Origin of the sequence: Thiorhodococcus mannitoliphagus (genome assembly GCF_010915725.1) — a bacterium.
Taxonomy (GTDB): domain Bacteria; phylum Pseudomonadota; class Gammaproteobacteria; order Chromatiales; family Chromatiaceae; genus Thiorhodococcus; species Thiorhodococcus mannitoliphagus.
On the sequence record NZ_JAAIJR010000003.1, the window covers coordinates 43,460 to 68,686 of the forward strand.

Here is a 25,227-nt window from a genome sequence, read left to right on the forward strand (position 1 = left end):
TCAGCTGCGATCCTGTCCAACCCGACGCCGAGTGAGCGCGGTGACCGAGACGGCCGCGAGCAGGGCGAACACCAGGGCGACATCCGCAAGCGCCGGCATCTCGAAGGCGAAGCCCAGGAGCAGCAGGACGGCGATCCCCGTCGTCCCGATCAGCTGCACGCCCATCATGCGATCAGCCGGCGTTGGCCCCACGACCACCCGCACCAGGCCGGCCGCCATGGTCAGCACCAAGACCACGGCGGCTGCAGTGAATATCTCAGACATGGCCGTGCTTCTCCTTCGTCAGTTCTTCTCCGAAGAGACGCCCGACCCGCCGCTCGAGGTCCGCCAGCTCGGGCGCCAGGTCGAGCGTCGCATCCAAGGCGTGCACCCGGATCTCTTCCCGGTGGACCAGGTCAGCACTCAGCGTGCCTGGCAGCAAACTGATGCTGTCGATGAAGAGGACTCGGGCGGATGGATCGGCAAGCCGCATCCGATAGGTTTGAAACCCGGGCGAGATCCGCATGCGCGGACGCAGGATGCGGCTCGCGACGTCGACCCCGGCACGCACGGACTCCCGCAGAAAGAAGAGGACAAAACCCAGTGTTCGAGCGGCGCTCGGCGCACGCGAATCGCCGACCAGTTGGCCATAGGCCCAGGTCGCGAGCAGCACACTGGGGACCCCGATCATCCAAGATCCCGGATTCCAGCCGGTGAAGATGAGCCAGAGTCCACAGAAGCCAAGTAGCCGCCATGCAATCGTCATGAATCCCTCGCTGAGAGCCCCACCAGAAATAGTCCCACGGGTGCGGCTCAAGCGATGAGCCCAGACCGTTCGCCAAAAGACTTGCGCTGCTCGATAAGAGCCAAAAAGGGCATTCAACTCGCTGCCCAGATGCCCCATTGATAAGGATTAGGGTACGGAAAGCAAGGGAAGCAGCAACGCGAGCGCAGAATCAGCGTGTCAGACGCCTTTCAGGTCCGAACGCGGGGAGCCTTGGGACAGGGCGGAGGAAAACGAGCTAAGTCCCTGTCTAGATTATTCTATCGCGAAACCCAAAGTCCCATCTCAGCACCCCAATCATTGATCCAAGTCGATCGAACTCATCAAAAATATCACTTTGAATCAATGCCTCAGTCGGGCTTTGATGGTTAGAATCTGACTAGCAGACCGGTATCCGGCGATGCGCATCTTCAACGAAATTCGATTCGACAATCTTCGCGGTGACCTCTTCGGCGGCGTCACGGCCGCCATCATCGCCCTACCCATGGCGCTCGCCTTCGGCGTGGCATCCGGGGCCGGACCGACCGCTGGGCTCTACGGCGCTGTGCTCGTCGGTCTCTTCGCCGCACTCTTCGGCGGCACGCCGACACTCATCTCGGAGCCGACCGGCCCCATGACGGTGGTGATGACCGCCATTATCGCCAACCTCATCGCCTCCAATCCAGATCAAGGCATGGCGATGTCCTTCACCGTCGTCATGCTGGCGGGTGTCTTTCAGATCCTCTTCGGCGTGCTCAAGCTCGGCAAGTACGTCACCCTGATGCCCTACACCGTCATCTCCGGCTTCATGACGGGGATCGGCGTCATCCTGGTCATCCTGCAGATCGGTCCCTTCCTGGGGCATGCGACCCCGGCGGGCGGCGTCATGGGCACCTTGACCTCCGTCCCCGAGCTGATCGCCAACATCAAGCCTGCCGAGACCGCGCTGGCGGCCCTCACGGTCGCCCTCATCCTCTTCTTTCCCAAGCGGCTGAAGCAGTTCCTCCCGCCTCAGCTGCTCGCCCTGGTGCTCGGGACGCTCGTCTCCTTCTACGCCTTCGGAAACCTCGACATCCGGCGCATCGGCGAGATCCCCAGCGGGCTGCCTTCGCTCCAGGTGCCCGTCTTTACTGCCGCGCAGTGGCAACTCATGGTCATCGACGCCCTGGTGCTGGCGGTCCTGGGGAGCATCGACGCCCTACTGACCTCGGTGATCGCGGAGAGCATGACGCGCAAGGAGCACAGCTCTGACAAAGAACTCGTCGGTCAGGGGATCGGCAACCTGGCGTCCGGACTCTTCGGCGGCATTCCAGGCGCTGGGGCCACCATGGGGACGGTGGTCAACATCCAGACCGGGGGGCGCACTGCGCTGTCCGGCATCACACGCGCGGCCATCCTCATGGTCGTGGTGCTCTGGGCCAGCGGACTGACCGCCCAGATTCCGCTGGCGGTGCTCGCCGGGATCGCGCTCAAGGTCGGTCTGGACATCGTCGACTGGTCCTTCCTGAAGCGCGCGCACCGCGTCTCCTTCAAGGCCGCCGCCATCATGTACGGCGTCATCGGGCTGACTGTCTTCGTCGACCTCATCACCGCCGTCGCCGTGGGCGTCTTCATCGCCAACGTCCTCACCATCGACCGACTCAGCAAGCTGCAGAGCCAGTCGGTGCAGGCCACCAAGGACCCTGAGCGGGCCGGCAGCCTCAGCCCAGACGCGCAGACGGTCATGGAGCGTTCCAACGGCCGCATCCTGCTCTTCTCGCTCGGCGGGCCGCTCATCTTCGGTCTCGCCAAGGCGATCGCACGGCAGCACGCCGTCCTGGAACCGCACCAGGTGCTGGTCATGGATTTCACCGACGTTCCCGTACTGGGTGTCTCCTCCTCGCTTGCCCTGGAGAAGCTGATCCTGGAAGACGTCTCAGCCGGTCGCGGCGTCGTCATCGTAGGCGCCACGGGCGATGTCAAACAACGCCTCGAACGACTCGGATTGCCGCACTCGATCCCTGAGGAGAACTGGGTCCAGAGTCGAGATCTGGCGCTCAGTCGCGCGGAGGCGCTGCTCGGGTCTGAGCCTCGGGACCAGCCGGGGGCAAGCCAACTGGCCGTCGCCTAGGACACCTTGGCCTGGACCAGGCGGTGGAGCGCGAAAAATCCGGGGAGCCTCGCCACGCAGCCCCGAAATTCTTGGGCGAGCTGCCGTTGTCGCAGACACCGAATTGGCCTAACTTGCCGAGCCACTCTGGTCGACGCAGAAGCTGATTTCGCCACCGAGTGAGAGAGGAGTCGATGATGCGCATTCACCACCCCAAGCCCCATGCGGAGTTACCCTCGGACGATACTGACCCCGTCCTGCGCGCGCTGCACTGGATCCTGCGGATCGCCGCCTACGCGATGGCGATCGCCATGGTCCTGGTCATCCTGGAGGGCGTCGTCAGTGTGATGCGAACGGTGTATCTCAAGCTCGCACAGGCCCCCTACTTCATCATCCCCGACATCATTCAGACCTTCGGGGCCTTTCTCGCGGTCCTCATCGCCTATGAGATCTTCAGTAACATCACACTCTACATCCGCACCGACGTCTTTCCGGTCAAATTGGTCCTGGCGACGGCGCTGATGGCGATCGCTCGAAAGATCATCGTTCTGGACATGGAGAAGTATTCGGCGCTGGACCTCATCGGCATCGGCGCCATGGTCCTCGGCCTCGGCATCGCCTATTGGCTGATCTCCCGCGCCGACTCCGGCATCTTGTCGGTGCAGTCCGACAATACCCGCGAGACAACCGACGACACATAGGGGTGCGGCCACTGCCAAGTTGAGACCGCTGGCACGGCAAGGCTGGTTGTCGCAACCGCTCGACTTCGCGCGCCGCGAGGCATCTTCATGCCCGCCTCCCCGCGATTGGGACGTGGAGCCGACCGCCCGGTGGCGACGTCTGAGTCAGCTTCGGCAGCGTTCCTTGCCCAACCTGAGAAAGTGTCCGTCAATTGTTTCCCGATGCGAGCGATGCCGCCCGAAATCCCCCCTAGCTCCCCTTTGCGAAAGGGGGAAAGTTGTTGATGGACGCTTTCTAAGGTGACGCAGTTGCCTTCTGCTTCGGATTAGAATGTCACGCCAGCCGATCAGCTCGCGGCAAGGGCCGCGCGGCTGGCAGATTGACAAAGGCAAACATCCTATAGAGAGGCAGACTGATCAATGGATCAAACCCAAGCTGACGGCAAGCCCCTGAATGGACGCATCATTCTGGTGACAGGAGCGCTGGAAGGCATCGGCCGTGCGGTTGCGCTGGCCAGTGCGGCCGCCGGAGCGACCGTCATTCTTTCTTCTTTCAAAGAGAAGGATCTCACGCCGGTCTACGACGAGATCGTCGCGCACGGCGATGCCGAACCGGCCATCCTCCCCCTGGATCTCGAGAGAGCGACCGAAGCCGATTTCATCGCCGCCGCCAACATCATCGGCGAGACCTTCGGCCGACTCGACGGCTTGGTGCACTGCGCCGCATTCGCGCCCTACCTGAGCCGTATCGACGACTACGATTCCGACGAATGGGCGCGCGTCATCAAGGTCAACCTGACTGCCCCCTTCATGCTGACCCAGGCCTGTCTGCCGCTGCTGCGCGCCGCCAAGGATGCCTCCGTGATCTTCACATCGGACCGCGTCGGGCGCACCGCCAAGGCCTACTGGGGGGCGTTCGCCGCCGCAAAGTTCGGGATCGAAGGGCTGATGCAAGTGCTCGCGGAAGAGACCAGCGAGAACGGCGTCCTGCGCGTCAACAGCATCGATCCGGGAGTGGTGCGCACGACCATGCGTGCGACCCTCTATCCTGGTGAAGATCCAAACACCAATCCGCTGCCGGAGACCATCACACCCGCCTACATCGCCCTCCTCGGCCCCGAAACACGAGGTCAGACAGGCCATGCCTTCAGCGTCGATCCCCAGACTGGTGGCCTCACCGAGTAGTCCGAAGCGGCGAGTGCCCGTCGGCGATCCATGGCAAGGTTTTCTTGGAATTGGGTAAAGGCACCAAACGCACATCGCAAAACAGGAGCTTATGGCGATGACGATGATCCATAGGGTGCACGGAGTCCCAGCGCCAGGCAATGGAGACTTGAGCACCAGATGACTGAGCCAAGCCTCGACAGGATCTGGACGCTGCTCTTGGCTGCGCGTGGCCAACGGGATCGGCTCAGAGAACATTCCCCGACCTTTGGCCTTAGCTTCTTCGGGGACACCCAGCCTGAGATCACGGGCGCGGATGACGCCAATGCCGCGCTCGTCTGGCGCGGAGACAAGTTCGACGCCGGTCCTGGCCTCCCTCCAGAGGCGCTGGATTTCGTCGAACTCTACCTCCCCGTCCTCGCCGCGCAATCGGAGCACCCTGTCGTGGTGGGTCATCTCGGGCAAAGCATCGACGCCCAGATCGCCACCCGCTCGGGTGACTCTTGCTACGTCACCGGCAAGGAGAACCTAACCCATCTGCATCGCATGCGGGCGCTCTGCGACGCCATCGTCGTCGGCGCCGGCACGGTAGCCGCTGACGATCCCCGATTGACGACTCGTCTAGTAGCTGGTCCCAATCCTGTCAGAATCGTTATCGATACCGAACGGCGCCTCTCCGGCAATCAACGCATCTTCAGCGATGCCGACGCAGAAACCCTACTCGTCTGCTGCGCGGATCGAATCTCCCATGACGAACTCGGGCGCAAGCTCATCGCGGCACCCCGTCAGGGTCGCGGCCTTGATCTGCGAGCTGTCCTCGAGGCACTGACTCGACGCGGGCTGCATTCCCTCTTCATCGAAGGCGGCGGCGTGACAGTCTCGCGCTGGATGAAGGCCGGACTCTTGGATCGACTCCAGATCGCAACCGCACCCGTCATCATCGGTGCCGGTCGACCAGGGCTCAGCCTGCCCGCATCCGAGACCATGCGCGCTTGTCGGCGACCGCCATACAAGCTGTTCAAGATGGGTGATGACATCCTCTGGGATTTCGACCTGCGCGGGGACACCCTGGAAAGCAGCGAGCCCAGTCATCACCGACAAGCGCCGATGCGGCTGCATTAGAGGATCGGCAGCCAAAGGCGATAAAATACGCCAGTCGGATGATGGGACGGACCAGGCATGTGCTCGGCAAGCAGTGAGGGCTCCCAATGCCTGTCCGCAGCCCCCAGACCCCGCCGCGAATCATCGCGGGGCGTGTCGTCCAACCCTCGCCTCGGCGCTAGAATGACCACGGAATGCTCATGGAATTCGGCCCATGAACCGCAAACGCCTGCCCATCGGCATCCAGACCTTCAGCGAGATCCGCGAGGGCGGGTATTACTACGTCGATAAGACCCCCTTTGCGCTGCGGCTGATCGAACAGGGCAAATACTACTTTCTGTCGCGCCCGCGCCGCTTCGGCAAATCGCTGTTCCTTGATACCCTGGCGGAACTGTTCAGCGCCAACGCGCCGCTGTTTGATGGACTGCACGCCCAGACCCGCTGGGACTGGACACGGCCTTATCCAGTGGTGCGCCTGAGCTTTGCCGAAGGCGTGATGGCCTCGCGGGTGCAGTTGGATCGGCGCATCGAAGACCTGCTGCGCATTAATAGCCAAGCGCTCGGCGTGGCGATCCATCCCGGCCTGGATATTGCTGGAAGCTTTGGCGATTTGCTGCGTAACGTCCATGCAGACACCGGCGAGCGTGTGGTGGTGCTGGTGGACGAGTACGACAAACCGATTCTGGACAATCTGACCGAGACGGATACCGCCCGCCAGCTCCGCGACGGGCTGCGCAATCTCTACTCCGTGATCAAGGGCGCCGATGCCCATATTCGCTTTGCCTTCCTGACCGGGGTGAGCAAATTCAGCAAGGTGAGCCTGTTTTCTGGCCTGAACAACCTGCGCGATATCACCGTCTCGTCCGAATATTCGGCCATCTGCGGCTATACCGAGGCCGATCTCGACGCGGTCTTCGCTCCGGAACTCGATGGCCTCGACCGCGAGCAGATCCGCGCCTGGTACAACGGCTACAACTGGACCGGCGAAGCGGTCTACAACCCCTTCGATGTATTGCTCCTGTTCCAGGAGCGCCAGTTTCGCCCCTGGTGGTTTGAGACCGCGACGCCGACGTTCTTGATTGATCTGTTGGTGCAGCGCCAGGTCTTTCTGCCCCGGCTCGGCCAGCGGTTCGCCAGCGAGGCACTGCTCTCGACTTTCGATGTCGAGCGCATCGGTACCGAGGCGCTGTTGTTCCAGACCGGCTATCTCACCATCGACTCCGTTCGCCAGCTCGGCGCTTTGATCGAATACCAGCTGCGCTATCCCAACTTGGAGGTCCAGGCCAGTCTCACCGGCGCGCTGCTGGAGCAGATTGTCCCGCTACCCGAACAACCGGCGCTGCGGCCGAGCCGTCTGTACGAGCTGCTGTTGGAGAACGACTTCACTGGCATCGAGCAGTTGTTTCGCGCCTTCTTCGCCAGCATCCCGCACGACTGGTACCGCAACAACCCGATCGCCCAGTACGAGGGCTACTACGCCAGCGTGTTTTACGCCTACTTCGCCTCCCTGGGGCTGGACCTGACGCCGGAGGACAGCAGCAACGCCGGACGGCTGGACATGGCGCTGCGTTTCAACGGCAACGTCTATCTGTTCGAGTTCAAGGTGGTCGAGCTGGCATCGGAGGGGCGTGCCCTGCAACAGATCAAGAATCAGGGCTATGCGGACAAGTACCGTGCCGAGGGCCGACCGATCCATCTCATCGGCGTGGAGTTCAGCCGCGAGCGTCGGACAATGGTGGGTTTTGAGGTGGAGTCGGCGCTCTAACCAACGCCGACTTGTTGGGAGCGCCGGCTTCCAGCCGGCAACCGGGTGAGTGGCGTCTCACCGCTGCGCTGAGGGGCTGCCAGACAAACATCTGAGAAGCTGTCTGGAAACTCCTAGCGAGGCTTAGCCTCAGACCGACGAGTCATGCCATCGGGATCGCTATCGGGATCGGGATCGCTATCGTCGGTTCGAGACCGATACCGTCGTCCCACCGAACCCGAATGCTCCGTCCTTGGAGCGATGTTTCGGAGTATCACTAATTATTTTTCCGTGTTACTTTCTGCGCTGAATTCTTGCAGAGGTAGCACCCATGATGAGCTTGAAGACACGCTTCCTACTCGGCATCGGTTGCGCGGCGGGGATGAGTGCCGCGGTCGCGCATGACCTCTGGGTCGAACCCGAAGCGGGCGGTTACCAACTCCTCTACGGCCACCACCCCCGCGTGTCTCACGAGGGGATGCGGCAGATTGCCTACGCCCCCGACATCGTCAAGTCGGTCGTCTGTCTGGACGCGGCCGGTGGCCGCCATCCCGCGAAGACTGGGGGCGGCTCGCCCGTCAAGATCGAGGGCGACTGCGCCGTCCTCTACGTGCTGACGTCCAGCGGCTACTGGACCAAGACCACGGCCGGCACCAAGAACCTCAAGAAGACCGAAGCCGCCTCGCCACTGGGTAGCTGGCAGAGCTTCGAGAGCGTCAAGCACATCGCCCGCTGGGGATCTGGGGCGGCCAATCCCCTGGCGACCCCGCTGGAAATCGTGCCCGCGGAAAATCCTCTCGCCCTGAAGGATGGGGACAAGCTGACCCTGCGCGTCCTCGCCAACGGACAGCCGGTGGCCGACGCCACGGTCAGCTACGACGGCAAGCCCCGCGGCCAGACGGGTGCCGACGGTACCCTGAATGTTCGCGTCAAACACGGTGGCCTGCAGTTGATCCAAGCCTCCACGCGAACGCCTTACGCCGGCCCCGAGGCCGACGAGGTCGTCCATACCACGGCGCTGACCTTCGCACTCGGCAGCGACAAGTGAGACGCCTCCTCGCCCTACCGGCAGCGCTGCTCGCCGGCACGCTGCAGGCGCACAGCCTGATTCATACAGCGCAGCCCGGGAGCGCCGTCATCGTCGAGCTGCGCTATGCGGACGGCAGCCCCTTCAGCTACGAGTCCACCGAGGTCTATCGGCCCGCCGAGAGCGTGCCCTTCCTCGCCGGGCGGACCGACGCGAATGGCCGTCTGGCCTTTGTGCCCGACCGCTCGGGTGACTGGCGCGTGCGCGCCTTCTCGGAGGATGGCCACGGCGGCGATTTCACGATTGCAGCGACCCCCGATGGCGAGTCGTCGGCGCCCTCGGCCGGGCTGGGCACCATCGCAGGCATCTCGCTCGGCCTCTCGGTCATCTTTGGCATCTTCGGCATCTGGTCACTATTCGTTAGGAGACGATCATGAATAACCGTCGCCTTGCACTTGGCAGCGCGCTCGCCTTGGTGGCGCTGCCAGCAACCGCGCACCATGGTGTCGCCGGTCTCGGCGCTGCTTCGCTTGAGGGCCCTGGTGCGCCCCTGGAGCAGTCCTCGTCGGCCACGCTGCCCGAGGGTAAGGTGTTCACCTACTTCAAGATGGATTACGCGGACTGGAAGACCTACACACCCGAGAGGGACGACGAGGCCGAATTCAGTAACTTCTGGATGCTTGGGCTCGGTTACGGGGTGAAGCCCTGGCTATCGCTCTATGCGTTCCTGCCCTACCACGAAAAGGTCGACGAGAACGACTTCTTCAACACCCATGGCTGGGCCGATGCCGCGGTCAACGCGACCCTTGGCTTCAAGTACGACGAGGGATTCAAGCTGGTCCCGGAAAGAGAGAGCCTCGACGACTTGGAGGACTGGCACTTCACGGTCTATGCTGGGGCAACGCTGCCGACCGGCAACCCCAACCTGCGCGACCGCGACGGCAACATCGACAAGGGCAAGTCAACTGGCTTCGGCGAGCCGACCTTTACGCTCGGCGCAACGGCCAGCAAGATGCTGGGCGAGCGCTGGACACTGAACTTCGACATCGCCAACCTCTGGTTCCAGAAGAATACCTACGACGCCGATCCTGCTCACGGGGGCGAGACCTTCACCGGCCAGTTCGGCGACGAATTCCGCCTCAACACCGCTGCGATCTACAAGGCCTACGTGAACCCAGAGCACCGTTTCCGCCTCGACCTCTTGGGCGAGCTGAACTATCTCCACCTCGGGCGCGACAAGGAGGATGGTGTGGCAGAGCGCGGCACCGGTGGTCAAATTCTTTACCTGACGCCCGGCGTCCGCGCCTATTGGAATAATGTAAGCTTCGCCTTTGGCGTAAAGTTGCCGATCGCGACAGACCTCAACGAGGATGACGAGCAGCAGGGCGCGGAAGGCAAGGAGAACTATCGGCTGATCTTCTCGATCTCGGCGCTGTTCTGACCCATGCATATCCCCGACGGCTTTCTCTCGCCACAGACCTATCTGCCGGCCTATGCGCTCGCAGCCGGGGGCTGGGTCTATGCAGCGCGTGAGCTGCGCCGCCGCGTCGACGAGACGCTGTTGCCGCGGCTCGCCGTACTCACCGCCCTCGCCTTCGTGCTCATGTCCGTGATGCTGCCGCTGCCAGGCGGGACCTCGGTACATGCCTCTGGGATCGGCATCCTCGCTGTGATCTTCGGTCCCTGGCTGACCTTCGCCGTCGTGTCGCTGGTCCTGCTGCTGCAGGCACTGGTGCTCGGTGCTGGCGGTGTCACCGTGCTGCCCGTCAACGCGCTCGCGATGGGACTCGGCGGTTCGGTCGCGGCCTGCCTGGGGTACCGGCTGCTGGCACCCCGTTGGGAACGGGCGGGCCTCTTTGCCGCAGGTTGGCTCGCCGCCGTTGTTCCGGCCGCTATGGTCGCGGTGGTGCTCGGCCTGCAGCCGGCGATCGCGCACAGGAGCGACGGCCAGCCTCTGTTCTTCCCGTTCGGCCTGTCGGTGACGCTGCCCGCTGTCCTGGTTCCGCACGTTATCCTCGGACTCGGAGAAGGCTTGCTGACCCTGCTGGTCGTCAGCTTCCTTCGCCGTCGCTAGAAGCAAGCCAAGATGAAAGATCGGTTGCTGCTGCTCGGCTACGCCATCGCCGTGATCGCGGCAACCTCGGTCCACAATCCCTGGTGGCTCGCGGCCGGTCTGCTCCTGGTCGCCGTGTTGGCGGGCCGCCAGGCGCCGACCATCGGCTGGCGCGCCTTGCGGGCGGTGCTCTTCTTCAGCCTCGTAATCAGCATCGGCTATGCGGCGGGCGCGCTCTTCGGTCAGGCAGTCAGCCTCGACTACCTAATCCTCGTCAATATCAGGGTCTATCTCCTGATCTTTCTCACCTTCACCCTGGCGGCTAAAATCGACATCTTGCGCGCACTCAGCTTCTCCCGGAATCTGACCTATCTTGTGACGCTGGTGTTGAGCCAGATCATCCCCTTCCGCCGCTTGTTCGAGGATCTGCGACTCGCGGCCGAGAGCCGCCGGCTGCGCCGACTGCGGCTGCGCGAGCGCTATCTGCAAAGCGCCGCGGCGGCGGTCCACCTCTTCGACCGCGCCGAGCACGACGCGCGCGAGATCGCGCTCGCCATGCGCTCGCGCGGGTTCTTCCAGCCGGATGCGACCGACAATGCTCCAGGCGATTGAGGTCAGCTATCGCCTGCCAGAGGGCCAGGAGATCCTCCGCGCCATCGACTTCCGGCTGGCGCGCGAAGAGAAGGTCGTCCTGCTCGGCGCCAACGGCACCGGCAAGAGCACACTGCTCAAGGTGCTCAACGGCCTGCTGCCACCAACGACCGGGACGGTCTGCTACGACGGTCGGGTGATCGACCGCGCGGCATTGCGCGAGGCAGCATTCCACCAGCGTTTTCGCCGCGAGGTGGTGCTGCTGTTCCAGAACCCGGATACCATGCTCTTCAACCCGACCGTCTTCGACGAGATCGCCTTCGGGCCGCGCCAACTCGGTCTCGATGACGTGGATGGGCGTGTGCACCACTGGGCCGGCGAGCTTGGCGTGGCACCGCTGCTTGAGCGCACGCCCTTCGGGCTGTCCGGCGGCGAGAAGCAGCGCGTCTGCCTGGCGGCACTGCTCATCCTTGAGCCCAAGGTCCTGCTCCTGGATGAGCCGACCGCGAACATGGACCCGCGCAGCACCGGATGGCTGGTGGACTTCCTCGCCGACCTCAAGCAGACGACGCTGGTGACGACGCACAATCTCAGCCTCGCCGGCGAGTTCGGCGACCGTTGCCTGGTGCTCGGCGAGGACCATCGGCTGCTCTACGATGGGCCGATCCAGGATTTCCTCAGCGACCACGACCGGCTTACCGCGGCCAACCTGGTGCACCGCCACCGTCACCGCCACGGGGCCACCGAGCACAGCCATTTCCACATCCACGAGTGGGACTAAGCATGAAGGAGACAGCCGACACCATCCGCTTCAGCGTCTCTCTGCCGGGCAATCTCTTGGATGAACTCGACCGCCGGGTCACGAGCCGCGGCTACGCCTCCCGTTCGGAGTTGGTGCGCGACATGATCCGCGAACGGCTGGTGGAGGACGCCTGGCAGGCAGGGGATGAGGTTGCCGGGGTCCTGGTCATCATCTTCGACCATCACCAGCGCGAACTTACGCAGAAGCTCATCGACGTCCAGCATCGTCAGGAAGTGCACGTGCTCTGCAGCACCCATGTACACCTCGACCACGACAACTGCCTGGAAACGATCATCTTGCAGGGCCACCCGCCCGAGATCGAGCATATCGTCGCTGAGATCGGCGGACTCAAGGGCGTCAAATTTGCCAAGCTGACCCGCACGTCGCGGCTGTAGCCAACCTCAGGTACGGCAAGCTCGCCGCAGCAGCGCGGCTCCGAGCGAGAAACGTGCTGGAATGTCCTTGAAGCGTCTCGCCACGCCTGCTTCATCGACGCATGCGCGCCGCGAGCCTTGTCACCGTTCTGTAAAGCAATCTTCACAGCAAATCTGAACACAAGGGGGTAGCTTTGAAAGCCCTTATGATCAATCAGGATTAACGCCGCGAGCGCCGCTGAATGCTGGCCCGCAGCGCGGATCCGTCAGCTAGGTGCACTCATGACAGAGAAGCGTCCGATGCCGGACTGGGGCGTGACAAGAATGGCGCTGAGCCTCGTCGCGCTCGCGGCCCTTTCCACCCAGAGCCTCTTCGCCCCCGAGGCGCGCGGCGAAACGAGCAGATCGTCCCAGCCCACCGAGAGCGTGCCTGCCGGCGAGACGCGGGACCTCAGAGACACAGAGGTCCGCAACCCCTTCGCCTATATCGTGCCCCAGTGCTACGTGCTCACTCAGGACGCAAGTGGTAGCGTTCTGAATCCCTGCTATGTCTGCCACCAGCGCGGCAAGTCGCCTAACTTCCTAGACGACAGCAGTTTCCAGCTCGCCTACGAGATGACCGAGCGAGGTTTGACCAACCCTTGGGAAAATCTCTTCGACGACCGCTCGACACAGACTCGAAGCATCGGGGATGCCGAGGCCCTCGCCTATGTGCGCGCCAGCAACTACCTCTCCGAGGCAGGGAACCTCATGCTCGCCCAGCGCTTGGCCGACCTGCCGTCGACCTGGGACTTGGACGGCGATCAGCATTGGGACGGGTACCGCCCGGATGCTTACTTCCGCTTCGACGAGCAGGGCTTCGATCGCGACCCCGACAATGGCTATACAGGCTGGCGGGCCTTCGCCTATTACCCAACGCCAGGCACCTATTGGCCCTCCAACGGCTCGGCCGCCGATGTCCTAATTCGTCTGCCGGAGCCCTTCCGCCGCGATCGCGAGGGCGAGCTGGACCCGACCCTTTACGCGGTCAATCTCGCGATCGTCGAATCCCTGATCAAGCGAGCGGACGTGGCCATCGATCCGCTCGACGAGAACCGCTATGCCGTAGATTTGAACAAGGATGGCGAACTCGGCTGGACGAACATTATTCGCTACGATTGGGCGCCCTTGGAAGGCAGAGACATGTCGTTCTTGGGCGAGGCTGGTCGGCAGCAGGCCGCCGGCCAGCTCCATCTGGCCGCGGGTCTCTTCCCGGAGGGCACGGAGTTTCTGCAGAGCCTCCGCTATCTGGATGTGACCGAGGACGGCAAGGTTCAGCCCGCCGCGCGGATGAAGGAGCTGCGCTATGCCCGCAAGCAAAGCTGGTACAACTATGCGGAACTCAAAGGGCTCATCGACCGCGAAGACGGCGAGCGGCGCGAGTACGAGAACGACACCATCAAGCAGGTGCCGGGCGACTACGAGCGTGGCCGTTTCGGGCAAGGTTGGGTCTATCAGGGCTTCATCGAGTCACGAGACGGTAGCCTCCGCCCTCAAAGTCAGGAGGAGACCCTCTACTGCATGGGCTGTCACACGGGTCTCGGCGCGACGACAGACACCACATTTGCGTTCGCTCGCAAGCTGGATGCAGGGGCTTACCGTCGAGGCTGGTATCACTGGACGCAGAAGGATGCGTCTGGACTGAACGAGCCAAAGGTCGAGATCGACGGCGCTGGCGTGCAGTATGAGTACGCTTACTATTTGATGTACACGCGCTCTGGGAGCGAGTTTCTCGCCAACCCCGAACTCGAGGCCCGATTCTTCGACGACAACGGGGAACCGAGGGCCGAGGCCTTCGCCGCGCTGCACGAGGATGTGACCCTGGCCCTGATGCCCTCACCTGAGCGCGCCCTGGCACTGAACAAGGCCTACTGGACGATCGTCGACGACCAGGATTTCGTCCTCGGGCGCGACGCGAATCTCACACCCCTTGGCAGCCTGCAAGCGGAGGTCACCAAAGACCTCCCGACCGGCGTCGAGCAAGCCGCCAACCCAGTTGCCTTCGCCGGCTGTTTCGCCCAGGGGAGCGCCTGCAATGCGGATGGAGAGCGGTCCCCTGAGCAGAATGACTGGGCGGCATTGGTGAATGGGGCGGGAATGGATGGTCCGGACGGATCCCGCTACGAAGTCGATTGGAAGGGGATCATTCACCAGAGCAGCTATGCGCTCGGCATCGAGGGCGTCTCCTTCACTTTCCCGTCACGGCTGACGCTTCCGACACGGACCATCGTGCCGCTGCGAGACATTCGGGTTTGCTACGAATGTCATCGCATCTCGGCGCCCGTCATCGCCTCGGAAGCCCGCGTCGAGCTGCCCATGGATTTCTCCGCACTGACGCCGGAGGCCGATAGCGAGGCTGGGCTCACCCAGCTCACCAACCATTCGGCACGAGACGTCGGCGCCAAGTGGAGCCCGGATGGTCAGACACTTGCCTTCGTCTCGAACCGCAGTGGGGACAACCAGATTTGGCTGTTGCGCTTGAGCAGCGGCGAAACGCGCCAGCTCACAAGCGGACCGGATCAGCACGCCTGGCCTGAATGGAGCCCAGATGGGCAGCGACTCGTCTACTGGGCCTTCGATCCGACGAATTCAGCGCAGAGCTTAAAGACAATCAAGCTCGACGGCACAGCTGAGACGACCATTGTGCGTGCGCCAGGTCATGTCGATTGTCCGGCATGGCGCCCTGACGGAGGCTACATCGCTGCCGCAGCGGAGATCGACGACAACTGGGACATCTGGATCATTCGGCCAGACGGCAGCGATCTCCGTCGACTCACCTCAGATCCCGCCATGGAGACCAACCCGCTGTGGAGCCCGGATGGCACGACCATCGCTTACAAGGTCGCACCCTCAGGCGACTACAACCTCACCATACAGAACTTCATGACCTTCGAGCATGGGCTGGACGAGCCGACCATCCACGTCTGGAATGGACCTCAGGCCGTTCAGATGAATGCCTGGAGCCCAGATGGTATCCAAATCGCGTACACGGCAGAGGTCATCAGCGGGAGTTCCGGTGAAGATCGCCTCACCTACGCCAATATCGTCTCTGACCTTGAGCTGCGGGACGGTCAAGCTGTCGCTGATCCGTCAGTGATCATCTCCAAGGGTCTTACGATTGGCGACCGTGGTGCCGTCTTCTCCCCGGTGGACGCCAACCAAGTAGCCTTCTGGGCATGGGGTCAGGATCACCGCGCCAACCTCTGGCTTTACGATCAAGCGAGCGACCGGCTCGAGCAGATCACCCAAGGCGGCTCCGACATCTATCCACAGTGGAGCCCCGACGGTAAGCACCTCGTGTTCGAGTCGAGCCGAGCTGGAAGCTCCGACCTTTGGCTGCTGACCTTGGAGTGAGGTGCGCACAGCGCCTCAGGGCTGTCTGACAAACCTCAATGGGCGACTCTAGCCGCCCTTGCACTGGCGGGAGGGCGAATGAATTCGCCCCTTGCAGCTCGGGCGCTTGCAACAATGAGCCGATCGCCTCCTGCCGCCCCGACATCAGCTGGCCGAGGGCGGTTTGCCGAGATCACTGGCGTTCAGCGCGAGTCCGAGCCTTCCATGGTCTCCTGCGGCCTTCAGTGACACGTCCGCGGAAGGCAGGACCAGCAGGTCCCGGTGCCCGACGCTCAGCCGAGACGCCCCGGAGCGCAGGCGTTCAAGCCGTGATTCGAGCCAAGGACGAATGCTGTGATTGGCTGCCGGGTCCATCTCGATCGCCGCCTCGGCCCAGCCGCGCGCGATCGCTGCCTGCAAATCGCAGGCGTCGGTGCCGAGCTGCCAATCACTGTTTTCAAGCGCTGCCGAAAGCCCCAAAGCGGCGAAGCAGGACGCGGCCGCCATTGCGCCCTCCGGACCGAGCGCCACACCAAGGCCCTTGTCTTGGCGCTGGTGCCGATTGAGCAGGTCACGGACCAGCGCGTCCCCAGGCAAGGTCGGCGTCCAGTGAATGCGACCGTCATAGGTCAAGGCGAGCAGCGCGGCGCAATCCTGGTCACGGCACCTCCGCGACAGTGCCTGTATCCAGTCCAGGGAGACCAGATCGAGCAGGGCCGAGGCGGTCACGAGGTCGACGTCGACGGAGAAATCATCGCGAGACAGTGCCGATAGCTCGGCCTGAGTCCAACTCACGCCAACTTCAACCCCATTGATCTGGAGCTGCATTCCACCCGCCACAGGCTTGGCCGGATACCCACGACGCGCCGCCCACGCCGCAAGCACCTCTGGGAGCCTGGCCAGCAGCAAGGGGTCATGGTCAATGAGGCTCCACTCCTGGTCGACGGCCAAGCGCGGCGCAAGGTAGCGCAGATTCGAGCCCGTACCGGCGCCGAGATCCCGGATGCGAAGCCGTGCCTTGCGTTTTGCCCAATCCGCCAGCTTGCGCGTCAGCGCGGGGCTGCGCGCGGCGTGATCGGCGGGCTCGCGCAGCGCGAGCCAAGCGGCGGAAAAGGCGCTCATTCGCTGATCCTCGGTTGAAACCGCAAAGGCGCTGAACTCAGGCGCATGCGCGACCCGGCTGGCCGACGGCGGCAGCGAATGCGTGGCACGCCGACTCCCAAGACGGCAGTCCAGCCCGCGCGGCCCGCGCACCGGCAGCCAAGGAGGCTCGTAAAGGGCGATCCTCGATCAATGTGCGCAACGCCGCCGCAAGCGCCTCGACGTTGCCGGGCGGGACGAGCAGCGCGGCCGCTTCGGGCAGGGTCTGCGGAATGGCCCCAGCCGTGGTCGAGACGACCGGCAGGCCACGGGCGAGCGCTTCGGCGAGCACCATGCCATAGCCCTCGTGAAAGGAGGCCAGCACGAAGGCGTCCGCCGCATCGTACTCAGCGTCAAGGCAGGCCGCGTCCAGCTCGCCGGCAAGCCGAACCCGATCGCCCAACCCAAGCGTGGCGATTGCAGCCTCCAAGACAGCGGTCTGCTCGGCATCCCGTGTCGTGCTTCCGATACAGGTCAACCGCCAGGGCAGATCACGGATCCGGGACAGGGCCTCGAAGAGGACGGCGTGCCCCTTTCGCGGAGTAAGGGTCGCCACGCAGAGTAGATTCAGATCCGGCCCGCGAGACCCCTTGGCCAGCGGGGCCGGATCCGTGCCTGGCGGGACCACGACCAGCCGCTCCTGAGCGACCTCGTAGGCATCCAAGGCCCGTGCGGTCGACGCACTGGTGGTGATGACCTTGCGCACCCAGCCCAATGCCCGTTGCTCCGAGTTGCGCAAACGCTGAGCCTCTGCAGACGCGAGTCCGGTCTCGAGGGCGAGCGGGTGGTGGATGAGGGCAACAAGATCGAGCCGATCCGCGCAGGCCTCGACCACAGCAGGCATGGCGCCAAGCGCCAGACCGTCGATGACGAGGGTGCGACCGGCGGGAACGCCCCCGAGGACCTGCGCCGCCTCGCGCAGCTCAGCCGTGGATGGATGCGGAAAGCCCGCGCCCAGCGCCTGGACCTTCACTTGCCAGCCCATGCTTGCGAGGCCGGCAATGATTCGGCGCGCGTAGACGTAGCCCCCCGTCGAGCTGGCGAGATCCCCTGGTATGACAAAGTCGAGCCGCGGCGAGGTCACCGGCGCGGATCACCTTCATAGCTCGCCGAGGCGACATGAGATTCGTGAAGGGTCACCCGCATCTGGGTCAGGCCATGGGCGCCCTGCCCCAGCTCGCCGCAGCGAATCCGCTCGCCGACTCGCTCGAAGAGGATGCGGGCGAGAAACTCCGTGGTCGTGTTCTGGCCCGCAAACTCGGGGTCTTCGTCCAGGTTGCGGTAGTTGAGGTCAGCGAGCACGGCCGAGAGGGCTTGGCTCGCCAGTCCGATGTCGACCACCAAGCCGTCGTCGTCCAGCTCAGGCCGGCGCACCTCCAGGTCGACGACATAGGTTGCGCCGTGCAATCGCTGGGCCGGGCCGAACACCTCGCCGCGAAAGCTGTGGGCAATCATGAAATGGTCGCGAACGCTCAGACTGTACATGGGACGATTGCTCTCATAGGACGATGATTCTCAGCTGTAATGGATACGGTGGCAGATAGCGCCTTGGGGATCTTCGATCAATCGGGCCATCACCCTGGGCAGCTCACTGAAAGGGCTCGAGCCGGTGATGAGCATGTCCAGCCTAGGGTCGGCCAGCAAGCCCAGCGCAGTCTCGAAACGCCGCCGCAGCGACCAGCGCGGAGACTGCAACGGTGGAATGCCGCCGACCTGGGAGGAGCGCAGCGTCAGGCGCCGTTGATGAAAGCCTTCGCCCAAGGGCAGGGTCGCCGCTCGCGTGCCGAGCCAGCTCATCTCGACCACGGTCGACTCGAAGCCCGCCAGCTCGAGTGCGGTCACCAAGCCGGCAGGATTGCCGCTGGCATGGATCACCAGGTCGGCCTCGCGCCTTGCCTGCTGGGGTATCGCGAAGCGCACGCCTAATGCCTTGGCCACCTCGGCCTTACCTGGATCGACGTCGATCAGCTCCACCTCGCAGCCCGGGATCTTGCCCGCCAGCCAGGCGACGAGACAGCCGACCGTCCCCGCGCCAATGACCGCGATGCGGTCACCAAGCCTGGGCGTCGCGTCCCAGAGCCCGTTGACGGCGGTCTCCATGTTGGCGGCAAGAATCGCTCGCGACGCTGGAACCGCATCGGGCAGGGGAACCACGGCCTCGGCGGGCACCACGTAGTGCGTCTGATGCGGATAGAGACAGAAGACCTGCTTGCCGACCAGTGCTGCCGACCCTTCCTCGACCTCTCCGACGCTGCAATAGCCGTACTTGACCGGAAAGCTGAAGTCGCCCTCCTGAAAGGGCGCGCGCATCCGCCGGTGCTCGCTCGGGGGGATCTCACCGCGATAGACCAGTGCCTCGGTGCCACGGCTGACCGCGCCATACAGGGCGCGCACCCGGACCTGGCCGGGCTCGACCTCAGGCCAGGGCTCGGGCCTCAGCTCCCCCTGACCGGGGGCCGTTACCCAGTAAGCAAAGGCTTTCCTTGACTCGGTCACGACTCGGAACTCCACAGCGATAGAGGGAACGAGATGATGATGGCTCCGGGCTCATGCAACACCCTGGGGTTATCGATGATCAGAAAAGCCGCGTCGACAAGCTGCCGCGTCGACAAGCTGATAGGAGGCGTTTAACCTTCCTGGCTTTGGTACCGCTCGAGGCTCGCGGCCTATTCGGACTGAATCGTCGAAACGAATCGGCTTCCTCGGTTGCCGCGCAACCCACCGCGAGAATGATCCAAGGCCGAACCCTGACCTCGCGCTTTGGCCATGCAGCACCATCATCCAGGCCGCCTGGGTCAACATGCATCACGAAAACACCTCAGACACCCCCAAAGGCGTCATGGTCGGACTCTCCGGCGGCGTCGACTCGGCCGTGGCCGCCCACCTCTTACTGCAGCAGGGCTACCAGGTCGAAGCCCTCTTCATGAAAAACTGGGAGGAGGACGATGAAGCGGGCTATTGCGCCGCCGCCGAGGATCTGGCCGACGCCCAGGCCGTCGCTGAGCGGCTTGGCATCCGGCTGCGCACGGTCAATTTCTCGACCGAGTATTGGGATCAGGTCTTCGCCGAGTTCCTGCGCGAATACCAAGCCTTGCGGACACCGAATCCCGACGTGCTCTGCAACAAGGAGATCAAGTTCACCGCCTTTCTCGACTATGCGCTCAGCCTCGGCGCCGAGGCGATCGCAACCGGCCACTATGCCCGCATCACGCGCGACAGCGGCGGCAGTCACCTGTGCCGCTGCGCCGATGAGGACAAGGATCAGACCTATTTCCTTCATCTCCTGAGCCAAGACCAGCTGTCCCATACGCTCTTTCCGCTCCAGGACTTGACGAAGTCCGAGGTCCGCGCCATTGCGCGGCAGATCGGGCTGGCCAACGCCGAGAAGAAGGACAGCACGGGCATCTGCTTCATCGGTGAGCGGCGCTTTAGAGACTTTCTCGCCCGCTACCTGCCGCGCGAGCCAGGCCCCATTGAGACCCCCGAGGGCAAGCGGATCGGGGAGCATCAGGGGTTGGCCTACTACACCATCGGTCAGCGCCAGGGACTCGGGATCGGAGGCGTCGCGGAGGGACGCGAGGCGCCCTGGTATGTCGTCGCCAAAGACGCCATCTCCAATTGCCTCATCGTCGCTCAAGACAGCCACCATCCGCTGCTCATGTCCAAGGGGCTGGAGGCGCTACGACCCCATTGGATTCAGGGTCGGCCGCCGACGCCCCTACCCTACCGCTGTCTCTGTCGTCTGCGCCATCGCCAGCCGCTGCAGATCTGCGAGCTGGTTTCGACGACCGAGGACGGATGCCGGGTGCGCTTTATCGAGCCGCAGCGGGCGGTGACACCAGGCCAGTCGATCGTCTTCTACCAGGACGAGGCCTGCTTGGGGGGCGCGGTGATCGAGCGCGGCTGGTCCGACCAGGCCCCGGACGGCCTAGCCGAAGGCTCGAGCTGATCACGGCGACCAAGATCGCTACGACCCAAGTTTGCGTCCAGACCACCGATCGGGGTCAAATGCCCGACGGCCGCAGCCGCCGATCACGACGGCAACTCGGCCTTGGTCATCAGTTAGGCCGGTAGGGTGGACGAGCGAGCGCGAAGTCCACCGAATCCCGCGTCGGCGTTGGTGGACTGCGCTGCGCTTGTTCACCCTAGGGAAGACGACTGACCGAAACGATGATCGACGACGGCAACTCTTGTTTCGCTTGTTGGAGACCAGCGCTTTATGGCACACGACAATCAGGACCGCATCATGGCGCTCGCCGGCATCTACCAGGCGATCAACTGCGTGGTCCGGATCGCACACCAGGGAACTGCCGATACCGAGGCGATGGAGCCCTGCATCTACAGCCTCTTTCAAGTCGATGCCACGAGCGTCGAGGCGGTCTACGGTGAGCCCGGAGCTGTCGTGAATGGCGCGCGGCAGATCGTCGCTCAGCTCTTGGGTCAACCGGAGCGCAATCTGGAGCTGACACGCTACGTCATCCAAGTGATCAGGCTGGAGCGGCACCTCTCGCGGCGGCCGGACATGCTCGCGCGCATCGGCCAGGGCATCGATGAGGCCGGCACCAAGCGGGAGCATTTCGCGCTGCTGCACCCGAGCCTCATCGCCCACTTCGCGGATCTCTACAGCAACACGCTGAGCCAGCTCTCGCCGCGCATCATCATCCGCGGTGATCAGCTCCACTTGCGCAACCCGGACAACCAGAGCCGTTTACGCGCCTTGCTGCTCGCGGCCGTGCGCTCCGCAATGCTGTGGCGACAAGTTGGGGGGCGCCGCTTGCAGCTCCTCTTCAAGAACCGCCAGATGCTGGAAGATGCACGCCACTATATCGACGCAACCGCCGCTTGATCCGACGAGGCTGCGACAGGCCGCCACCTCTCAGACCGCGCATCCTTAGAAAGCGTCCATCAACAACTTCCCCCCTTTCGCAAAGGGGGGCTAGGGGGGATTTCGGGCGGCATCGCTCGCATCGGGAAACAATTGATGGACACTTGCTTAGCAACCTCGGCAGCTCATTGCGCCTGCGCGCGCCTCTCTAGAATCCTTGAGGGCGTAAAATGCTTGCAGATGAGTCAAATTTCGATGAAGCGTCCGACCCTCCAAGGCCGCCAGGATCGGAATCGGAATCGGGGTCGGAATCGGAATCGGGATCGAACCGACGATAGCGATGCCGATTCCGATAGCGATCCCGATGGCATGACGCGTCGGTCTGATGCGAAGCCTCGCTAGAAATGCATGTATTGCACCGCAGCATATGGCGTAAAGCGGCCCTGAACGCTAGAATTTCGCGCTGTCCCGAATTTCCCAGAATGTGCCGGAGCCCTAAATGCCGAATAGCTTCAACGCCAAGACCACGCTGCAGGTTGCAGGTCAAGACTACGAGATCTTCAAGCTCGACGCCGTGCCTGGCAGCGCACGCCTTCCCTACTCGATCAAGATCCTGCTCGAGAACCTGCTCCGCAACGAAGATGGCGTGACGGTCACACGTGAAGACATCGACTTCTTCAGCAACTGGGATTCGCAGGCCGAACCCTCCAAGGAGATCCAATACCGCCCGGCGCGCGTCCTCATGCAGGACTTCACCGGCGTGCCGGCGGTCGTCGACCTAGCCGCGATGCGCGATGCCATGCAGGCGCTCGGCGGCGATCCGCGCAAGATCAACCCGCTGCAGCCGGCCGAGCTGGTCATCGACCACTCGGTTCAGGTCGACCACTTCGGTTCGGACGACGCCTTCGCGCTCAACGCCGAGCTGGAGTTCCGTCGCAACCAGGAGCGCTACAATTTCCTGAAGTGGGGTCAGAACGCCCTCGACGGCTTCAAGGTCGTGCCCCCGGACACCGGCATCGTCCACCAGATCAACGTCGAATATCTCTCACGGGTCATCTTCCCCAAGCCGCTCAACGGCGTCACCCAAGCCTATTTCGACACCTGCGTTGGCACCGACTCCCACACCACCATGGTCAACGGCATCGGCGTGCTGGGCTGGGGCGTCGGCGGCATCGAGGCCGAGGCCTCCATGCTGGGTCAGCCGGTCTCCATGCTGGTTCCCAAGGTCGTCGGCTTCAAGCTGACCGGCACCTTGAAGGAAGGCGTGACGGCAACCGACCTGGTGCTGACCATCGTCGACCGTCTGCGTCAGCACGGCGTGGTCGGCAAGTTCGTCGAGTTCTATGGTCCGGCGATCAGCACCCTGCCGATGGGCGACCGCTCGACCATCGCCAACATGGGACCTGAGTACGGGGCCACCTGCGGCCTCTTCCCCATCGACCAGATCACCCTTGATTACCTGCGTCTGACCGGCCGCAGCGAGGCCCAGATCGCGCTGGTCGAGGCCTACTGCAAGGCGCAGGGCGTTTGGCATACCGCGGATGCGGCCGAGGCCGATTACTCCGAAAAGCTGGAACTGGACTTGGGCGACGTCGTGCCCTCGCTGGCCGGTCCCAAGCGCCCGCAGGACCGCGTGCCGCTGACCGAGATGGCGAGCCATTTCCCAGCTGCTCTGGCCGCCCTCAAGAAGGAGCGCAACATCCCGGACAAGGGGCCTGCCAAGGCCACCATCGACGGCGAGGAGGTCGAGATCTCCGACGGCTCCATCGTGGTCGCGGCCATCACCTCCTGCACCAATACCTCGAACCCGAGCGTCATGCTCGCCGCCGGCCTGGTCGCCAAGAAGGCCGCGGAGCGCGGACTCAAGAAGGCGCCCTGGGTCAAGACGGCGCTCGGCCCAGGCTCCATGGCGGTAACGCGCTACCTCGACCGCGCCGGCCTGACCGAGCCGCTCAAGGCGCTCGGCTTCCACAACGTCGGCTACGGCTGCACCGTCTGCATCGGCAACACCGGCCCGCTGCCCGAGCCAGTGTCCAAGGCCATCGCGGACAATGACCTCTGCGCGGTCTCCATCCTCTCGGGCAACCGTAACTTCGAGGGACGCGTCCACGCCGAGGTCCGCATGAACTACCTGGCGAGCCCACCGCTGGTCGTCGCCTATGCCATCGCGGGCCGCATCGACATCGATCCCTACAAGGACCCACTGACCACTGACGCCGCCGGCAATCCGGTCTACCTCAAGGACATCTGGCCCAGTCAGGGCGAGGTGCTCGAGGCCATCAAGCAGAACGTGACGACCGAGGAGTTCACCAGCGCCTATGCGGACGTCTTCTCCGGCGACGCGCGCTGGCAGTCGCTGGAAGCCGCCGAGAGCCAGACCTACGACTGGCCGGCCGACTCGACTTACATCCAAAATCCGCCTTATTTCAAGGGCATGAGCCTGGATGTTGCCCCCGTCGAAGACATCACCGGCGGCCGCTGCCTGGCGCTGCTCGGCGACTCCATCACCACCGACCACATCTCCCCGGCCGGGGCCATCAAGCCTGACTCGCCTGCCGGCAAGTATCTGATCGAAAAGGGTGTGGATCCCAAGGACTTCAACAGCCTGGGCTCGCGCCGCGGCAACCACGAGGTCATGATGCGCGGCACCTTCGCCAACATCCGCCTGCGCAACCTCATGGCGCCCGGAACGGAAGGTGGTGTGACCCTGCATCAGCCCAGCGCCGAGCAGATGTCCATCTATGATGCGGCCATGAAGTACCAGGCCGAGGGCACGCCCGCCATCGTCATCGCCGGCAAGGAGTACGGCTCCGGCTCCTCGCGCGACTGGGCCGCCAAGGGTCCGCGCCTGCTGGGCGTGCGCGCCGTCATCGCCGAGAGCTACGAGCGCATTCACCGCTCGAACCTGGTCGGCATGGGCATCCTGCCGCTGGAGTTCATCAAGGGCGACAATGCACAGTCTCTGGGCCTCACCGGCACCGAGACCTTCGACATCGTCGGACTTCAGAACGGCGAGGCGAAGCAGGTCGAGGTCAAGGCGACCGCGACCGACGGCTCGGTGAAGACCTTCAACGCCAAGGTGCGGATCGATACGCCGAACGAGGTCGATTACTACCGCAACGGCGGCATCCTGCACTATGTCTTGAGAAAGCTCGCGGCCTAAGAAAGCGTCCATCAACAACTTCCCCCCTTTCGCAAAGGGGGCTAGGGGGGATTTCGGGCGGCATCGCTCGCATCGGGAAACAATTGATGGACACTTGCTAAGAAAGTGACCATCAACAACTTCCCCCCTTTCGCAAAGGGGGCCCAGGGGGGATTTCGGACGGGATCGCTCACAATCGGGAAACAATTGATGAGCGCTTTCTAAGGGCGAACCAGGCGCGCAGCCATGGCTGCGCGCCTCCTTGGAATCACGACCTGCCGCGAAGGCCGCCCGCAGCATCGAACTGCAATCTGGCTGATCGACGCATCCCTCTCGAACAACCACTTCCGCACAACCACTTCCACGCCGGAGCCAATCATG

22 protein-coding genes are annotated in these 25,227 nt (G+C 63.7%); 16 read left to right on the plus strand and 6 right to left on the minus strand.

Annotation, left to right across the window (positions count from 1 at the left end; translation table 11 throughout):
• Complete coding sequence (locus G3480_RS01320) at window positions 1–264, minus strand: MrpF/PhaF family protein (RefSeq protein ID WP_164651850.1); 264 nt, start codon at window positions 262–264, stop codon at window positions 1–3.
• The gene (locus tag G3480_RS01325; RefSeq protein WP_164651851.1) at window positions 257–745 is read right to left on the minus strand and encodes a Na+/H+ antiporter subunit E; all 489 of its coding nucleotides are present in this window, start codon (window positions 743–745) and stop codon (window positions 257–259) included. The genes G3480_RS01320 and G3480_RS01325 overlap by 8 nt, the downstream gene beginning before the upstream one ends.
• A 418-nt stretch (window positions 746–1,163) precedes the next feature.
• Between G3480_RS01325 and bicA the strand changes: the two genes are divergently transcribed.
• From bicA to G3480_RS01390, 13 genes are all read left to right on the plus strand, one after another.
• Window positions 1,164–2,852, plus strand: a complete 1,689-nt coding sequence (bicA, locus tag G3480_RS01330) for a bicarbonate transporter BicA (RefSeq protein WP_164651852.1) — start codon at window positions 1,164–1,166, stop codon at window positions 2,850–2,852.
• Window positions 2,853–3,028: 176 nt separating this feature from the next.
• On the plus strand, window positions 3,029–3,532 hold the full coding sequence (locus G3480_RS01335; protein WP_164651853.1) for a phosphate-starvation-inducible PsiE family protein: 504 nt from the start codon (window positions 3,029–3,031) through the stop codon (window positions 3,530–3,532).
• 399 nt (window positions 3,533–3,931) lie between these two features.
• Window positions 3,932–4,696: a YciK family oxidoreductase gene (locus tag G3480_RS01340; RefSeq protein WP_164651854.1), complete on the plus strand. Its 765-nt coding sequence runs from the start codon at window positions 3,932–3,934 to the stop codon at window positions 4,694–4,696.
• A gap of 159 nt (window positions 4,697–4,855) precedes the next feature.
• The gene (locus G3480_RS01345; RefSeq protein ID WP_164651855.1) at window positions 4,856–5,797 is read left to right on the plus strand and encodes a RibD family protein; all 942 of its coding nucleotides are present in this window, start codon (window positions 4,856–4,858) and stop codon (window positions 5,795–5,797) included.
• A 193-nt stretch (window positions 5,798–5,990) separates the two neighbouring features.
• Window positions 5,991–7,541 (plus strand): ATP-binding protein, encoded by a 1,551-nt coding sequence (locus G3480_RS01350; RefSeq protein ID WP_164651856.1) that lies wholly within the window; start codon window positions 5,991–5,993, stop codon window positions 7,539–7,541.
• Between the two features lie 310 nt (window positions 7,542–7,851).
• The gene (locus G3480_RS01355; protein ID WP_164651857.1) at window positions 7,852–8,568 is read left to right on the plus strand and encodes a DUF4198 domain-containing protein; all 717 of its coding nucleotides are present in this window, start codon (window positions 7,852–7,854) and stop codon (window positions 8,566–8,568) included.
• A complete protein-coding gene (locus tag G3480_RS01360; RefSeq protein ID WP_164651858.1) occupies window positions 8,565–8,984 on the plus strand; it encodes an ABC transporter permease in 420 nt (139 codons plus the stop codon). Before G3480_RS01355 ends, G3480_RS01360 begins: the two co-directional genes overlap by 4 nt.
• Window positions 8,981–9,988 carry a transporter gene (locus tag G3480_RS01365; RefSeq protein ID WP_164651859.1) on the plus strand — a complete coding sequence of 336 codons (1,008 nt, stop codon included), beginning with the start codon at window positions 8,981–8,983 and terminating at the stop codon, window positions 9,986–9,988. Before G3480_RS01360 ends, G3480_RS01365 begins: the two co-directional genes overlap by 4 nt.
• A 3-nt stretch (window positions 9,989–9,991) precedes the next feature.
• The gene (locus tag G3480_RS01370) at window positions 9,992–10,621 is read left to right on the plus strand and encodes an energy-coupling factor ABC transporter permease (protein WP_164651860.1); all 630 of its coding nucleotides are present in this window, start codon (window positions 9,992–9,994) and stop codon (window positions 10,619–10,621) included.
• A gap of 12 nt (window positions 10,622–10,633) precedes the next feature.
• Complete coding sequence (locus G3480_RS01375; RefSeq protein WP_164651861.1) at window positions 10,634–11,212, plus strand: energy-coupling factor transporter transmembrane component T family protein; 579 nt, start codon at window positions 10,634–10,636, stop codon at window positions 11,210–11,212.
• Entirely contained in the window at window positions 11,196–11,972 is a 777-nt protein-coding gene (locus G3480_RS01380; protein WP_164651862.1) for an energy-coupling factor ABC transporter ATP-binding protein, read from the plus strand. The genes G3480_RS01375 and G3480_RS01380 overlap by 17 nt, the downstream gene beginning before the upstream one ends.
• Window positions 11,973–11,974: 2 nt before the next feature.
• Entirely contained in the window at window positions 11,975–12,388 is a 414-nt protein-coding gene (nikR, locus tag G3480_RS01385; protein WP_164651863.1) for a nickel-responsive transcriptional regulator NikR, read from the plus strand.
• A 261-nt stretch (window positions 12,389–12,649) separates the two neighbouring features.
• The gene (locus G3480_RS01390; protein WP_164651864.1) at window positions 12,650–15,760 is read left to right on the plus strand and encodes a DPP IV N-terminal domain-containing protein; all 3,111 of its coding nucleotides are present in this window, start codon (window positions 12,650–12,652) and stop codon (window positions 15,758–15,760) included.
• Between the two features lie 144 nt (window positions 15,761–15,904).
• Here the strand turns inward: G3480_RS01390 and G3480_RS01395 are convergent, their stop codons facing one another.
• Genes G3480_RS01395 through G3480_RS01410 form a run of 4 tightly spaced genes read right to left on the minus strand, consistent with a single transcriptional unit; the run spans window position 15,905 to window position 19,375 of the window.
• Window positions 15,905–16,861 (minus strand): class I SAM-dependent methyltransferase, encoded by a 957-nt coding sequence (locus G3480_RS01395; RefSeq protein WP_206171436.1) that lies wholly within the window; start codon window positions 16,859–16,861, stop codon window positions 15,905–15,907.
• A gap of 37 nt (window positions 16,862–16,898) precedes the next feature.
• Window positions 16,899–17,963 (minus strand): glycosyltransferase family 4 protein, encoded by a 1,065-nt coding sequence (locus G3480_RS01400; RefSeq protein WP_338114037.1) that lies wholly within the window; start codon window positions 17,961–17,963, stop codon window positions 16,899–16,901.
• A complete protein-coding gene (locus G3480_RS01405) occupies window positions 17,960–18,364 on the minus strand; it encodes a 6-pyruvoyl trahydropterin synthase family protein (RefSeq protein ID WP_164651865.1) in 405 nt (134 codons plus the stop codon). The genes G3480_RS01400 and G3480_RS01405 overlap by 4 nt, the downstream gene beginning before the upstream one ends.
• Window positions 18,365–18,394: 30 nt before the next feature.
• The gene (locus G3480_RS01410; RefSeq protein WP_164651866.1) at window positions 18,395–19,375 is read right to left on the minus strand and encodes an MDR/zinc-dependent alcohol dehydrogenase-like family protein; all 981 of its coding nucleotides are present in this window, start codon (window positions 19,373–19,375) and stop codon (window positions 18,395–18,397) included.
• A gap of 304 nt (window positions 19,376–19,679) precedes the next feature.
• Here G3480_RS01410 and mnmA point away from each other — a divergent pair, with 304 nt between their 5' ends.
• The 3 genes from mnmA to acnA all read left to right on the plus strand — a co-directional run bounded on the left by mnmA (window position 19,680) and on the right by acnA (window position 24,867).
• Window positions 19,680–20,828 (plus strand): tRNA 2-thiouridine(34) synthase MnmA, encoded by a 1,149-nt coding sequence (gene mnmA / locus G3480_RS01415; protein WP_164651867.1) that lies wholly within the window; start codon window positions 19,680–19,682, stop codon window positions 20,826–20,828.
• Between the two features lie 270 nt (window positions 20,829–21,098).
• Window positions 21,099–21,725 (plus strand): high frequency lysogenization protein HflD, encoded by a 627-nt coding sequence (gene hflD, locus G3480_RS01420; RefSeq protein WP_164651868.1) that lies wholly within the window; start codon window positions 21,099–21,101, stop codon window positions 21,723–21,725.
• Window positions 21,726–22,203: 478 nt separating this feature from the next.
• A complete protein-coding gene (gene acnA, locus G3480_RS01425) occupies window positions 22,204–24,867 on the plus strand; it encodes an aconitate hydratase AcnA (RefSeq protein WP_164651869.1) in 2,664 nt (887 codons plus the stop codon).
• Window positions 24,868–25,227: the final 360 nt, after the last annotated feature.